Genomic DNA, 13,833 nt, shown 5'->3' with positions numbered 1-13,833 from the left:
AAACACTATGAATATCAAGGCATTACAACCGCCTTTCCGAGAGCATGTCCGAACGTGGCGGAACCGTGGCGCCGGGCACTCCCCGGCCGGTTCCGGTTGTGCTCTTCTGCGGCTGGCGCGGGGCTTGCTGATGCAGCCCGGCGCGGGCCCGCATCGGGGCGCGAACGGGGGCCGACATGCTGGATTATCTGATCTCCGCCGCCATCACCATGCTGGTGGTGATCGATCCGATCGGCCTGGCGCCGATCTTCCTCGCGGTGACCAGCGGGCTCTCGCGCGAGGAGCGACGGGTGGTGGCCTGGCGCTCCTCCGGCATCGCGCTGGGCATATTGGTTGTGTTCGGCGTGGTCGGCGCGCCGATGCTGGCGGCGCTCGGCATCACCCTGCCGGCCTTTCGCATCGCCGGCGGGCTGCTGCTGTTCACCATCTCGTTCGAAATGGTGTTCGGCCAGCGCCATGAACGCCGGATCGAGCCCGGCGAGACCATGGCGCGCGACAGCCTGCTGCGCAATCTGGCGGTGTTCCCGCTCGCTATTCCGCTGATGGCCGGACCCGGCGCCATCACCGCGATGATGCTGCTGGCCGGCGAGGCCAAGGGCGACCCGACGAAGCTGGCCATCCTGTTCATCATCACCGTGCTGGTGGTCGCCGCGAGTCTCGCGGTCTATCTCGCCGCCGAGCGGATGGACCGGCTGCTCGGCGTCACCGGCAACGCCATCCTGTCGCGCCTGCTCGGCGTGCTGCTGGCCGCGCTCGCCGTGCAGTTCGTCATAGACGGCATCCGTGCCGCTTTTCTGAGCTGAACGCGGGCCTCAATCGCCGAACACCACCGCATGCATGATCCGCCCCGGCCACAGCGTGAACAGGCCGGCAATCACGAGCCCGCCCATGAACAGACCGCGCATTCCCTTCTCATGACGTGCGATATCGCCCTGATGGGCGCGATAGACCGCCAGCGGCAGCGCTCCGACGACAATGAGCGAGAGCAGGTGGATGGGACCGAAGGGGCCGATCCAGCGCATTTCGTGGATCAGGAACGAGGACAGCGCCACCAAGGCCATCAGCGCCGCCCAGAGCCAGCCAAGCGCCCGATGCGGCCCGGTGCCTTTCGGCGCCAGAAGCTGGAGCGTGCCGAGCCCGAGCGCGGCAAGCGCGGCGAAGGCATGGATGCGGATCGGCAGCGATGCATCCAGCAATGGCGCAAGCGTCATCGAGCCCTTCCCCTTACGACGGCGCCGCGACGCCCGACCTCGCTCGCCACCCGACCGCGCCTCACCCGAGCACAGCCAGCCGACACCTTGCCGCGACGCCGGCCCGGCCTGACGCGCCGCATCCCATCCCCGCACCCAGCCCGCCAGGCGCACACAGCATAAAACCGCACCTGGTCCCTCGCGTGCAGGGAGCTGAACTGCCGCAATCCGCCAAACGCGCCGGATCGCCTGCCCTTCACAACGGCACGACGCCTGTCGCGCGCCTCAGTCCGCAATGGCGAGGCGTGCGCCTGCGCTCAGAACGGAATCTCGTCGTCGAGATCCCCGCCGCCGCCGCTCCCACCGCCGAACCGCGAGCCGCCGGCCCCGCCGCTCACCGCCGCCGGCTTGCGCTCGCCGCCGAAGGACCGGCCACCGCCCCCGCCGCCGAGGTTCTGCGAACCGCCCGAACCAAAGTCGCCGCTGCTGCCCGCGCCATAATCGTCGCCACCTTCCGAAGCGCCGCCGCCACGGCTGTCGAGAATGGTCAGCTCACCGCGGAACTGGCGCAGCACCACTTCGGTGAAATAGCGCTCGCCGCCGGACTGGTCCGTCGCCTTGCGGGTCTCCAGCTGGCCCTCGATATAAACCTTCGTGCCCTTGCGCAGATACTGCTCGGCGATGCGCAGCAGGTTCTCGTTGAAGATCACCACGCTGTGCCATTCCGTGCGCTCGCGCCGCTCGCCCGACGCCTTGTCGCGCCACGTCTCCGAGGTCGCGATGCGCAGATTGCACACCCGCCCGCCATTCTGGAAGGTCCGCACTTCCGGGTCGCGACCCAGATTGCCGACCAGGATCACCTTGTTGACGCTGCCCGCCATTCCGTCCTCCACAGCCCGTCATCCGCGCGATAAGCGGACCTCTCGCCCCACCATAAACCACAGGCCTTGCCGATGCCCCTCTCGGGCCGGTTCTGTCCACATATTGGTCGGATGCGGCGGGGGAAAGGCGCCCGAAATATGTTCTTGTTATGTTCCTAACACTCTGCTTAGCTACTGACAACGGCAAATCGACTCGCTTCGCACAATTCAGGCACCCCCATGAGACACCATCCCGGCAGGCATTTCCCAGGCTCCCGCGCCGCCCCCCGCGTGCGGGTCGCCACGCTGCGAACACGCGACCATGCGAGCGTCGACCATATGGGCGCGGCCTGCGCCTTTGCCGCGGGCGTGCTGGCCGCGGCGACGCTTGCGGTCGCGATGTTGCAAAGCGGCACTGGCCTTCCTTTATAAGGGAGTGGCCGCGCGGGACGTCCCCGCCGGCCCCATCCCTTTTCGAGTACGCGAAAGAAGACATTCCGATGAAGGACCGCGTGGAGCCGCCGCGTCGTGATGCCCGTTCGATTGTCGTGCGGGGCGCCCGCGAGCACAATCTCAAGAATGTCGACCTTGAGATTCCGCGTGACAGCCTCGTGGTCTTCACCGGCCTGTCCGGCTCCGGCAAGTCGTCGCTCGCCTTCGACACCATCTATGCCGAGGGCCAGCGCCGCTATGTCGAGAGCCTCTCGGCCTATGCGCGCCAGTTCCTGGAGATGATGCAAAAGCCGGACGTCGACCAGATCGACGGGCTGTCGCCGGCGATTTCCATCGAGCAGAAGACCACCTCGAAGAACCCGCGCTCGACCGTCGGCACGGTGACGGAGATCTACGACTATATGCGCCTGCTCTGGGCGCGCGTCGGCGTGCCCTATTCCCCCGCGACCGGTCTGCCGATCGAGAGCCAGACCGTCAGCCAGATGGTGGACCGCGTGCTCGCGCTGCCGGAAAAGACCCGGCTCTACCTGCTGGCGCCGGTGGTGCGCGGGCGCAAGGGCGAATACCGCAAAGAACTCGCCGAGTTCCAGAAAAAGGGCTTCCAGCGCGTCAAGGTCGACGGCACGTTCCACGAGATCGCTGAGGCGCCGGCGCTCGACAAGAAGTTCAAGCACGACATCGACGTCGTGGTCGACCGGCTGGTGGTGCGCGCCGATATTGCGAGCCGGCTGGCCGACAGTTTCGAGACCGCGCTCGGCCTTGCCGACGGCATTGCGGTGATCGAGTTCGCCGATGAGAAGGACGAGGACGGCGAGGCCCGGCGCATCGTGTTCTCGGAGAAATTCGCCTGTCCCGTCTCCGGCTTCACCATCCCCGAGATCGAGCCGCGGCTGTTCTCTTTCAACAACCCGTTCGGCGCCTGTCCGGCCTGCGACGGGCTGGGCCATGAGAGCAAGATCGACCCCGAGCTGGTGGTGCCGGATTCCTCGCGCAGCCTCAAGCAGGGTGCGCTGGCGCCCTGGGCGAAATCCTCCTCGCCCTATTACGGCCAGACGCTGGCGGCGCTCGCCAAGCATTACGGTTTCAAGCTCACCGTGCCCTGGGCCGAGCTGCCCTCGCGGGCGCGCGACGTGCTGCTGTACGGCTCGGGCATCGAGCAGGTGACCTTCGTCTATGATGACGGCATGCGCGCCTATGAGACCACCAAGACCTATGAGGGGTTGATCAACAATCTGGAACGCCGCTGGCGCGAGACCGACAGCGACTGGGCGCGCGAGGAGATCGGCAAGTATTTCTCCGCCGTGCCCTGCGCGGCCTGCCATGGCTACCGGCTCAAGCCCGAAGCGCTGGCGGTGAAGATCGCCGGCCAGCATATCGGCCAGTCGGCCCAGCTCTCGGTACGCGCCGCACTGGAATGGTTCGCCGCCCTGCCCGGCCAGCTCACCGACAAGCAGAACGAGATCGCGGTCCGCATCCTCAAGGAAATCCGCGAGCGGCTCGCCTTCCTGCTCGATGTGGGCCTCGATTATCTCACGCTCGCCCGCGCTTCCGGCACGCTGTCCGGCGGCGAGAGCCAGCGCATCCGCCTGGCGTCGCAGATCGGCTCCGGCCTGACCGGCGTGCTCTATGTGCTGGACGAACCCTCGATCGGCCTGCACCAGCGCGACAATGAGCGCCTGCTCGGCACGCTGCGACGGCTGCGCGACCTCGGCAACACGGTGATCGTGGTCGAGCATGACGAGGACGCCATCCTCTCGGCCGACTATGTGGTCGATGTCGGTCCCGGCGCGGGCGTGAATGGCGGGCGCATCGTCTCGCAGGGCACGCCGGCGCAGATCCTTGCCGATCCGGCGTCGCTCACCGGCCAGTATCTCACCGGCGCGCTCAACGTTCCGGTGCCGAAGCGCCGCAAGCCCGATCCCAAGCGCCAGCTTCGCATCGTCGGCGCGCGCGGCAACAACCTCAAGAACGTCACGGCCGAGGTCCCGCTCGGCCTGTTCACGGCGGTGACCGGCGTCTCGGGCGGCGGCAAGTCGACCCTGCTGCTCGACACGCTGTACAAGGCGGTCGCCCGCCGGCTCAGCGGCGCGTCCGAGCCGCCGGCCCCGCATGACCGGCTGGAAGGGCTGGAGCATCTCGACAAGGTGATCGACATCGACCAGTCGCCGATCGGGCGCACGCCGCGCTCCAACCCGGCGACCTATACCGGTGCCTTCACCCCGATCCGCGAATGGTTCTCCGGCCTGCCGGAGGCCAAGGCGCGCGGCTACGGGCCGGGGCGCTTCTCGTTCAATGTAAAGGGCGGGCGCTGCGAGGCGTGCCAGGGCGACGGCGTCATCAAGATCGAGATGCACTTCCTGCCCGACGTCTACGTGACCTGCGACGTCTGCAAGGGCAAGCGCTACAATCGCGAGACGCTGGAGGTCACCTTCAAGAACAAGTCGATCGCCGACGTGCTCGATATGACGGTCGACGAGGGCGCGGAGTTCTTCAAGGCGGTGCCGGCGGTGCGCGAGAAGCTGGAGACGCTCTCGCGCGTCGGGCTCGGCTATATCCATGTCGGCCAGCAGGCCAACACGCTCTCGGGCGGCGAGGCGCAGCGCGTCAAGCTCTCCAAGGAACTGTCGCGCCGCGCCACGGGACGCACGCTCTATATCCTCGACGAGCCGACCACCGGCCTGCATTTCCATGACGTCGCCAAGCTGATGGAAGTGCTGCACGAACTGGTCGAGCAGGGCAACACGGTGGTGGTGATCGAGCACAATCTGGAGGTCATCAAGACCGCCGACTGGGTGATCGATCTCGGGCCGGAAGGCGGGGATGGCGGCGGCGAGATCGTTGCGGTCGGCACGCCGGAAGCGGTCGCGAAGGCGCCGCGCAGCCACACCGGGCGCTTCCTCGCCGACGTGCTGGCGCGCCGGCCGGTGAAGCGGGGACCGCAAGCGGCGGAGTAGGTAACAAGGCGATGGATAATGCACGCAATGCGTGCATTATCCTCCTGCACAATACAGGAGGAATCCATGTCCTTGCCGATCCTGTTTTTCGGTGCCTTTGGTGGCGTTTCGCCGTCGGTCATGAAGCTCGCGTCGACGCTGGTGACCAACCCGATCGCCGAATTGCCGCTCCTGGGTTTCTTCGTCGGCCTGGGTCTGTATGCCGTTCTCGGCGGGGGCCTGGCTCTGGCGCTCGGAGAGCAAAACCTCAGGGGCGCGCTTTTCGCGGGGATTGCCGCGCCCGCCTTGATCTCCAACGCCATAACGGGCGCGCAGGATGCCCGTATGCAACCGCAACTGGTCCCGGCCCAGCCGGTCAGCCTGCTGTTCTCGACAGCCCATGCTCAGGAGGCGACACCCGAAATCCGCCTTCCGTCGCCGACACCGGGCGACAGGCCAAACGTGCTGGCCATCATCAAGGCGGACCCGGCGGCGGCCAATATTGCGGTCCCGGTCTGCTTCCTGACGACGGTTGGCGCTACCGACTGCGTGGACCAGCAGACAGTCAGCACCGGAAACGGCGCGACGGTCGTTTCGGTGCCGACGGATGCGCTGGGCGTCAGGGTCGCCGGCGATACATTGCCCCTGACCGGCCAGACCACGACCATCGCCATTTCAGCGGAGCGGATCGCGACCTCCCAAAAGGACTTCTGGTGGGCGCTTGGCGGCAGGCGGGCAACCGCGCTGACCGATGTCCGGGCCAACCTGGTCAAGTAGCCTGCGGCTGCGCGACCCTCCCGCCCGCGGCCTCGCGCAGCCGCACGACATGCACCGTCGCCGCGACCAGAACCACGGTCGCCCCGAACTGGTGCGCCAGCGCGATGTCGATCGGCACCTGATGCACCAGCGTCATGATGCCGATGGCGGCCTGCGCGGTGACGAGGCCGAAGATCAGCCCCGCCCGCCGCGCCGCCGCCCCGCCCGCGCGCCGCGCGTCGAGCCAGTGCAGCAGGGCAAGCGCCCACAGCGCATAGGCCACCATGCGGTGATCGAACTGCACGGTCAGCACGTTCTCGAAGAAGTTCCGCCACAGCGGCTGCTGCACGAACAGGTTCGCCGCCGGCGGAATGATATGTCCGTCCATCAGCGGCCAGGTGGTGTAGGTGAGGCCGGCATCGAGCCCGGCGACCAGGCCACCCAGGAAGATCTGCACCAGAATCAGGGCCAGCAACACGCTCCCGCCCAGTGCCACCCGGCGCGACGGCGCAGCCTGCGGCCCCGCCGGCTTCAGCCCGGCGGCCGTCGCCACCGTGGCGGCGAGGATCACGCAGGCCAGCGTCAGGTGCACGGCGAGCCGGTACTGGCTGACATCCACCCGCCCCACGAGGCCGGACGCCACCATCCACCAGCCGATCGCCCCCTGCATGCCGCCGAGCACGAACAGGCCCGCGAGCTTCCAGCGCAACGGGCCGGTGACGAGGCCGCGCCACAGGAAATAGAGAAACGGCAGCAGGAACACGAAGCCGATCAGCCGGCCAAGCAGGCGGTGCCCCCATTCCCACCAGAAGATGGTGCGGAACTCGTCGAGGCTCATGCCCTTGTTGATCTGCTGATATTGCGGGATCTGCTGATATTTCAGGAACTCGGCCTGCCAGGCCTCCTCGCTCAGCGGCGGCAGCGTGCCGGTCACCGGCTTCCATTCGACGATGGACAGGCCGGATTCGGTCAGACGCGTCGCGCCGCCGACAACCACCATCAGCATGACCATCGCGGCAACGAAGTAGAGCCACGCCCGCACCGGCCGGAACCTGTCGCCGGCGGGCGAGACCCGCCCGGAAACCCCATCGGCCGCGGTGGCCGGAACATCGAGGGCCATCTCTGCGCTCCCTGCAGCATTGCGACGGCCCTGCCCCCGCGCACGGGCCATCCTTTCCGGGTGCCGCGACGTCTGGCGGCTTCCTCCCCGGCGCGGCGAGGGTTATAGAGCAGTTTCACCGCGCGCAACGGGCGTTTTGTCCCGCGCGCGGCATTGTGTCCCGCCGGAACCCGCCATGCCCGAGACCGACAAACGCCCCGCCGCAACCCGAGCCGCCCTGCCGCCGCGCTGGCGCAAGCTGGTGGGAACGGTCGCGATGATCGTTCTGGTGCTCTCCTGGGCGCTGGGCGCGATGGCGCTGGCGCAGGGCCGGATCACGGTGATGCCGGCGGTCTGGCAGTTCATTGCCTATGTCGTGCTCGGCATCGGCTGGATCGTGCCGGCCGGCCTGCTCATTCGCTGGATGCTGAAATTCGACCGGCGGCCGGACACGCTGTAGCGCAGACGTCCCCCGCGCCCGTCACGCCGCCTGCGAGAAGCCGGCGGGCGGCGTCTGAGTAAAAGTGATCATGGCAATGTCGCCGAAGCCCCAGGACGCCAGCCGATCGAAGGCCTGAACCGCGTCGGTGGCCAGCCCGCCGGGCCGCGTCACCAGGATCAATGTCGGCTGGAGCGCGGCGAGGCGGCCGGCTCCCTCTTCCTCGCCCAGCGGCGGCGCCGCCACCACGACATGATCATAGGTGCGCTCCAGCGCGCCGAGAATCAGCGCCAGCCGGTCCGCCGCCACCAACCCGCCCGCCTCGCGGGCGCCGCGGCCCGGCGGAATGACGTGACAGCGCGAGGCGGTCTCGCGATGGATGACATCGGAGAAGCTGGCGACGCCGAACAGCAGGTCGGTGAGACCGGCGGCGCGCGGATCGGCCGTCAGCCCGTCGAGCTGCGGCGCCGCGACGTCGAGGCATACGATCACCACCCGCTTTTCCACCGCCAGCGAGCGCCCGAGCGCCAGAGCGCAGTCGGCCGCGCTCGCCTCGGGGCCAAGGCCGGTGACCACCACCAGCCCGGCCGCCGGGCCGCGCAGCTCGACAAGGCGTGTCAGGTCCGCCAGTTCGCCATCGCGCGAGACGCGTCGACGCGGCTCGGCCTCGCTCTCCGCGCCGTCATCCTCGGCCTCGCTGCCGATCCAGGGCAAATGCTGGGCATGGCCCTGCGGAGCCGGCGCGGCGACGGCATCCACCGGCTCGAGCGTGAGCGCCGTGGCGCGGCGGCGCGCCAGCGCCTGCAGCGCGAAGGCCAACAGGAAGCCGGCCACCCCCGCCCCCGCGACCAGCATCCAGGGATGCGGCAGCAGCGGCAGTCCCGCCGGCTCGGCCCGCGCCAGCACGCGCGGCGCGGCTGGGGCGGGCTGCGCGTTCATGCTGAACGCGGTCGTGGTCTGCTGCAATTTGAGATAGCCATCGGCAAAGGCGTTGGCGACATCGGCGGCGAGGCGCGGATCGGTCGCGACATAGCTGATGGCGGCCCGGCCCTCGCCGAGCGGAACGACGGTGAGATTGGCCTCGATCTCGCGCAGCGCCTGCGTCTCGCGCGAGACCGGCAGGCTCCGCGGCGCGCCGAACAGCCCGGCCAGCCTCACCGTCTCCTGCGGCGGCGACAGCCGCGCGGTCAGGCCAGCATCGGCGAGAATCTGCCGCGCAAATTCGCGCGAAGCGATCACCTGCACCCGGCTTCGGCTCGATTCGTTCAGCCGACCCTCGACCCTCAGCAGCGCCTCGGCCGCGTAGCGCGGCGCGGCGAAGGGGAGCATCACGGCCGCGCACACCGCCCCGACCAGCACCGGAGCCATCAAATGCCGGCGCATCGCGCGCAGCACCGACGCCCGGGTGGACGAGGCCGCGGGAGACGACGTGGTGGATGGCGCGGCGGGCGAATTCCCCGATGACGTGTCGGACGAGGGGGCCGCGGATATGACCGGCGGCCCGGACATGGCACCGCCGCCCTCGCCTTCCCTCAGGAAGGTCGGAGAATCGCCGGACCTGTTGTTGCCATCGCTCCACATGCCGGCGATTAGAGCCGGCACATGGTTTCCGTCGCGTTAAAGCCGGAAAGCCGGCGGAACGATCGTGCCCCGCCCCGCACGAACCAAGGCCGGCGGAGGCACGCGACATCAGCCTGCGGCGCCGCGAGCATCGGCGTCAGGTCTGCAACGTCGCAAATTGTGAAGAGTGAAATGGTCGGAGCGAGAGGATTTGAACCTCCGACCCCTAGTCCCCCAGACTAGTGCGCTAACCAGGCTGCGCTACGCTCCGACGCCGTGAGGCGCGACCTCTCTAGCCATTTGCCGGCCGCGACGCAAGCCGGACGAGGGGATCAATCCACCTCAAACCGCGCCTACCGGTCGGCGGGGCGGTGAAACCGGGTCGAAAAGTCTCCGGTTTACTTGTGCGCCCGGTCTCGTGCGGGTCCGCCTGCCGGGTCCCTCACCGGCTCGCCCCCGGTAAGGCCGGCGGCGGAAAGGACAGGACATCGCGCCGGTAGCTCTCGACGAGAGCGCTGAACGGCGTGCCGTCCGGCAGGGTCAGCACCGCGCGGTGCTCCAGCACGAAATCGGGAATCACCAGCGCGTCGCCGGTGGCGGGCGGCGGCGCGCCATTCTCCCAGCCCGGCGGCAGAGGATGCCACAGCAGCGTCGCCGCCAGTGTGGTGCGGCGGAACCCAAGCGGGCGGACGACGCGGCCGAAGGAGGTGTCGCTGGTGTCCAGCTCACGGTTCATCTCCGGCGTCAGCCGCGCGGGAACGTACCAGTTGTCCGCCTCGGAAAGCACATGCTCGCCGCAGCGCAGCCGCACCCGGCGATAGCGCACCGGCTCGTCCGCGCCGACCTTGAGCAGGGCGCGGATTTCCTCCGTTGGCGCCTTGTCCTGCCCGCTCACCCGGTCGGCGATGATGGTCGGCGGCTCGGCGAGCTTGTGCGTGCCGCACCAGCGGTCGAGCGTCAGCGTCGCGCTGGGGTTGGCGAGCAGGTCGGCATTCAGGGTCTGGATCAGCGCGAGAGCCTGAAGACGGGTCACATAGCCGTCCGGCCACTCGAACGCGGCAGCCGGCGCGCTCCCCGCCAGCAGGCCGAGCAGTCCGGCGAGTGCCGCCGCCCGCCCACGCCGGTAGAGCAGCGACGCTGGCGACCGAAGGGCGGAAAGCGTGAGCGGCATGATGCTACGATCCTCAAGCGCGTGATGGCGCCCGGCTATGACGGCGCCACCCGAATGACGGTATCGCATTTTTGGCGATTCACGGCGCCGGGGAAAGCCCGATCACTCGCGCATGATCGGCGCCACGCCGGGGCCAACCGCGAATTCGTCGCTGACGAAGCCGAGCACCGCCAGCACAAGCAGCGCGATGACCAGCACCACCAGCACACCGCGCAGGCCATGGGTGCGGTGCCCGTAGAAACCGCCGCCGAGCAACAGAATCACCAGGATCAGGATGATGATGGTCAGCATGGTTCCCCCTCGGCCTCTGCCCTTGCCAACAACCCGGGGCTCCGCGAAAAGTTGCCTGACCTTCAGCCGAGAGCCGCCATGAACGAGCACAGTTCCACCCAGCACAGCCATGCAGCCCCGCCGGCGCTCGATGACAGCGCCGCGCCGCTCGACATTGCGGCCTGCGAGGAGATGCTCGCGCGGCTGGAGACGCGGCGCTCGGTGCCGCTGCGGGCGCTGGCGGGGCCGGGCCCCACGCCGGAGGAACTGGCGCGCCTGCTCGCCCTCGCCGCCCGGGTGCCCGATCATGGCCGGCTGGTGCCTTGGCGCTTCATCGTGATCGAGGGCGAGGCCCGGCGCGCGCTCGGCGAACAGCTGGATGCGCTCTATGCCACGCAGAACCCGGAACTGCCGCCGGCCAAGGCCGATATGTGGACGCTGTACCTCTCCCGCGCGCCGCTCACCGTGGCTCTGGTGAGCCGGCCGGACCCGGCGGCCAAGGTGCCGGAATTCAATCAGGTGCTTTCCGCCGGCGCGGCGGGGATGGCGCTGACACTGGCGGCGAATGCCATGGGGTTCGCCACGCAATGGCTCCTGAAATGGCCGGGCCGCGATCCGCAAGCCGCGGCGCTGGTCGGAGCGAGGCCGGGCGAGCGCATCGCCGGCTTCCTCCATGTCGGGCGCCCGCGCATGGTGGCGCCCGACCGCCCTCGCCCATCGCTGGACGAGGTGGTCACGCGCTGGGGCGAAGCTCAGTCCTCAATGTCGAACGACACGCCCTGAGCCAGCGGCAGGGCGCGGGAGTAATTGATGGTGTTGGTGGCGCGGCGCATATAGGCCTTCCACGAATCCGAGCCGGCCTCGCGCCCGCCGCCGGTTTCCTTCTCCCCGCCGAACGCCCCGCCTATCTCCGCGCCCGAAGGCCCGATATTCACATTGGCGATGCCGCAATCCGAGCCTTCAGCCGAGACGAAGGCCTCGGCCTCGCGAAGGTCGTTGGTGAAGATGGAGGAGGACAGGCCCTGCGGCACGTCGTTCTGCAGCTTGATCGATTCCGGCAGGCCGCCGGCACGCAGCACATAGAGGATGGGCGCGAAGGTCTCGTGGCGCACGATCTCGATCTGCTCGTCGATCTCCACCAGCGCGGGGCGGACATAATAGGCATCCGGCGCGCCGGTCTCGACGCGCGCGCCGCCATGGATGGTGGCGCCCGCCGCGCGTGCGGCTTCCAGCGCCGCCTGCATGCCGTCAAACGCCGCCTTGTCGATCAGCGGACCGATGAGGGTGCCGGCCTCGCGGGGATCGCCGATGGTCACCGAGCCATAGGCGCGGGCGAGGCGCGGCACCAGCGTGTCGTAGACGCCCTCATTGACGATGAGGCGGCGCAGCGTGGTGCAGCGCTGGCCCGCCGTGCCCATGGCGGCGAAGGCGATGCCGCGCAAAGCGAGGTCGAGATCGGCCGAGGGGCAGACGATGGCGGCGTTGTTGCCGCCGAGTTCCAGGATCGAGCGGCCGAAGCGGCGCGCCACCCGCTCGCCGACGATGCGGCCCATGCGGGTCGAGCCGGTCGCCGAGACGACGGGAATCCGCGGATCGTCGGTCAGCACCGCGCCGATCTCGGCGCCGCCGACCAGCACCTGCGAGAGCCCTTCCGGCACGCCGCCGAACACCTGCGCAGCCTTTTCGAACAGCGCCTGCACCGCGAGCGCGGTAAGCGGGGTCTTCTCCGACGGCTTCCAGATCACGCTGTTCCCGCAGACCAGCGCGAGCGCCGCGTTCCACGACCACACAGCGACGGGGAAATTGAAGGCGGTGATGATGCCGACCGGCCCGATCGGGTGCCAGGTCTCCATCATCCGGTGGCCGGGCCGCTCGGAGGCGATGGTGAGGCCGTAGAGCTGGCGCGACAGGCCGACCGCGAAATCGCAAATGTCGATCATCTCCTGCACCTCGCCGAGGCCCTCGGAGACGATCTTGCCGGCTTCCAGCGTCACCAGCCGGCCGAGCTCGGTCTTGTGGGCGCGCAGTTCCTCGCCGATGAGGCGCACCAGTTCGCCGCGACGCGGGGCCGGCACGGTGCGCCACGCCTCGAAGGCCTCGCGCGCACGGGCGACCGCCGCTTCGGCCTCGCCCTTGGAGGCGTCCGCGACGTTGGCCACCCGCTCGCCCGTGATGGGCGAATGCGCCGCGCGGGCGCCGCCTTTCCACTGCGTTTCGGGCACGCCGAGCGCCGTGAGCAGACCGGCGACTTCCGCCGCGACGGATTCATGCGCCTTGCCGGCGGTGCTCTGGGTGGTCATGGCGTGCAACTCCTCGGCGGCCCTGTGACATCCCGGTGCATAGCACTGGCGGGGCGGGCAAATCCATTGCGCCGTTCTGGCTAGTGCCCTCGCAAGAGCCGGCCGCGAATGCTTTCCGCTGCTGCACGACTGCCGCAAAAACGCGCATGCGTTTTGATTATTCAATTCTGTGTATAAGCCTTGCGGCCCGCAGGCAAATACCTATCTCTTTGAGCACGATGAGGCAAATATAGCCGCACTCGACTGGCGGCATATATTATCCGTTATGCCATCGTTGGTTTGCTCATTTCAAATTCCCGCCGCATAATCGCTAAGACCTCGACACATTTCCTTCTCATCCAGTTCGCTGGATGCAATTTCAGAAGGAAGAGGGTATTGCAGGCTTGGGAAAAGGGGCGGATCACCCGGCTGGCCATGGCCGCCGGCGTCATTTTCGCCACCACCGGACACGCGGCATTCGCGGACTCTAAGAAGAACTTCGCCACCTCGGGGATGGCGTCGTATTACGGCTATGGTGGACGCACCGCCAATGGCGAGCGGCACAATGCGCAGGCCATGACCGCCGCCCACCGCTCCCTGCCCTTCGGCACAAAGGTGCGGGTCACAAATGAAACCAACGGAAAATCGGTCGTGCTGCGCATCAATGATCGCGGCCCCTTCGTGCGCGGGCGCATCATCGATGTCTCGACCGCCGCGGCCGACACGCTCGGCTTCCGCAAGCGCGGCGTCGCCAAGGTCTCGCTGGCGGTCGTCGACTGAACACTCATGAGCTGGCGGCACGGCGCGGAACAGCGCCGGCCGC

At 68.5% G+C, this 13,833-nt stretch carries 13 protein-coding genes and 1 tRNA gene; 6 read left to right on the top strand and 8 right to left on the bottom strand.

Going from position 1 to position 13,833, the window contains the following annotated elements:
• Window positions 1–176: 176 nt before the first annotated feature.
• Entirely contained in the window at window positions 177–803 is a 627-nt protein-coding gene (locus MKI84_RS01725) for a MarC family protein (RefSeq protein WP_241616237.1), read from the top strand.
• Between the two features lie 9 nt (window positions 804–812).
• Here the strand turns inward: MKI84_RS01725 and MKI84_RS01720 are convergent, their stop codons facing one another.
• Together MKI84_RS01720 and ssb are read right to left on the bottom strand one after the other, a co-directional pair.
• Window positions 813–1,211: a DUF2306 domain-containing protein gene (locus tag MKI84_RS01720; RefSeq protein ID WP_241616236.1), complete on the bottom strand. Its 399-nt coding sequence runs from the start codon at window positions 1,209–1,211 to the stop codon at window positions 813–815.
• A 296-nt stretch (window positions 1,212–1,507) separates the two neighbouring features.
• Window positions 1,508–2,071 (bottom strand): single-stranded DNA-binding protein, encoded by a 564-nt coding sequence (gene ssb / locus MKI84_RS01715; RefSeq protein WP_241616235.1) that lies wholly within the window; start codon window positions 2,069–2,071, stop codon window positions 1,508–1,510.
• A gap of 479 nt (window positions 2,072–2,550) precedes the next feature.
• Between ssb and uvrA the strand changes: the two genes are divergently transcribed.
• Window positions 2,551–5,457 (top strand): excinuclease ABC subunit UvrA, encoded by a 2,907-nt coding sequence (uvrA, locus tag MKI84_RS01710; RefSeq protein ID WP_241616234.1) that lies wholly within the window; start codon window positions 2,551–2,553, stop codon window positions 5,455–5,457.
• A 66-nt stretch (window positions 5,458–5,523) separates the two neighbouring features.
• Complete coding sequence (locus tag MKI84_RS01705) at window positions 5,524–6,213, top strand: hypothetical protein (protein ID WP_241616233.1); 690 nt, start codon at window positions 5,524–5,526, stop codon at window positions 6,211–6,213.
• On the opposite strand, the gene MKI84_RS01700 is transcribed toward MKI84_RS01705, so the two are convergent.
• Window positions 6,206–7,312 carry a COX15/CtaA family protein gene (locus MKI84_RS01700; protein ID WP_241616232.1) on the bottom strand — a complete coding sequence of 369 codons (1,107 nt, stop codon included), beginning with the start codon at window positions 7,310–7,312 and terminating at the stop codon, window positions 6,206–6,208. The genes MKI84_RS01705 and MKI84_RS01700 overlap by 8 nt on opposite strands.
• Before the next feature lie 175 nt (window positions 7,313–7,487).
• Here MKI84_RS01700 and MKI84_RS01695 point away from each other — a divergent pair, with 175 nt between their 5' ends.
• Window positions 7,488–7,751 (top strand): DUF2842 domain-containing protein, encoded by a 264-nt coding sequence (locus MKI84_RS01695; RefSeq protein WP_241616231.1) that lies wholly within the window; start codon window positions 7,488–7,490, stop codon window positions 7,749–7,751.
• Between the two features lie 21 nt (window positions 7,752–7,772).
• Here the strand turns inward: MKI84_RS01695 and MKI84_RS01690 are convergent, their stop codons facing one another.
• The 4 genes from MKI84_RS01690 to MKI84_RS01675 form a co-directional block, all read right to left on the bottom strand.
• Window positions 7,773–9,113, bottom strand: a complete 1,341-nt coding sequence (locus MKI84_RS01690) for a tyrosine-protein kinase family protein (RefSeq protein WP_241616230.1) — start codon at window positions 9,111–9,113, stop codon at window positions 7,773–7,775.
• Window positions 9,114–9,483: 370 nt separating this feature from the next.
• A tRNA-Pro gene (locus MKI84_RS01685) sits at window positions 9,484–9,561 on the bottom strand.
• A gap of 171 nt (window positions 9,562–9,732) precedes the next feature.
• A complete protein-coding gene (locus MKI84_RS01680; protein ID WP_241616229.1) occupies window positions 9,733–10,461 on the bottom strand; it encodes a hypothetical protein in 729 nt (242 codons plus the stop codon).
• A 102-nt stretch (window positions 10,462–10,563) separates the two neighbouring features.
• Window positions 10,564–10,752, bottom strand: coding sequence for a hypothetical protein (locus MKI84_RS01675; protein ID WP_241616228.1), 189 nt, complete (start codon window positions 10,750–10,752; stop codon window positions 10,564–10,566).
• A gap of 78 nt (window positions 10,753–10,830) precedes the next feature.
• Here MKI84_RS01675 and MKI84_RS01670 point away from each other — a divergent pair, with 78 nt between their 5' ends.
• On the top strand, window positions 10,831–11,514 hold the full coding sequence (locus tag MKI84_RS01670) for a nitroreductase family protein (RefSeq protein WP_241616227.1): 684 nt from the start codon (window positions 10,831–10,833) through the stop codon (window positions 11,512–11,514).
• On the opposite strand, the gene amaB is transcribed toward MKI84_RS01670, so the two are convergent.
• A complete protein-coding gene (gene amaB, locus MKI84_RS01665; protein ID WP_241616226.1) occupies window positions 11,484–13,031 on the bottom strand; it encodes an L-piperidine-6-carboxylate dehydrogenase in 1,548 nt (515 codons plus the stop codon). The two genes, MKI84_RS01670 and amaB, sit on opposite strands and share 31 nt — an antisense overlap.
• A 414-nt stretch (window positions 13,032–13,445) precedes the next feature.
• Between amaB and MKI84_RS01660 the strand changes: the two genes are divergently transcribed.
• On the top strand, window positions 13,446–13,790 hold the full coding sequence (locus MKI84_RS01660) for a septal ring lytic transglycosylase RlpA family protein (protein ID WP_241616512.1): 345 nt from the start codon (window positions 13,446–13,448) through the stop codon (window positions 13,788–13,790).
• The last annotated feature ends 43 nt before the right edge of the window (window positions 13,791–13,833 follow it).

The organism is Ancylobacter gelatini, assembly GCF_022601675.1.
In the GTDB taxonomy this organism is placed as follows: domain Bacteria; phylum Pseudomonadota; class Alphaproteobacteria; order Rhizobiales; family Xanthobacteraceae; genus Ancylobacter; species Ancylobacter gelatini.
This window is presented reverse-complemented; position numbering and strand designations above follow the sequence as displayed.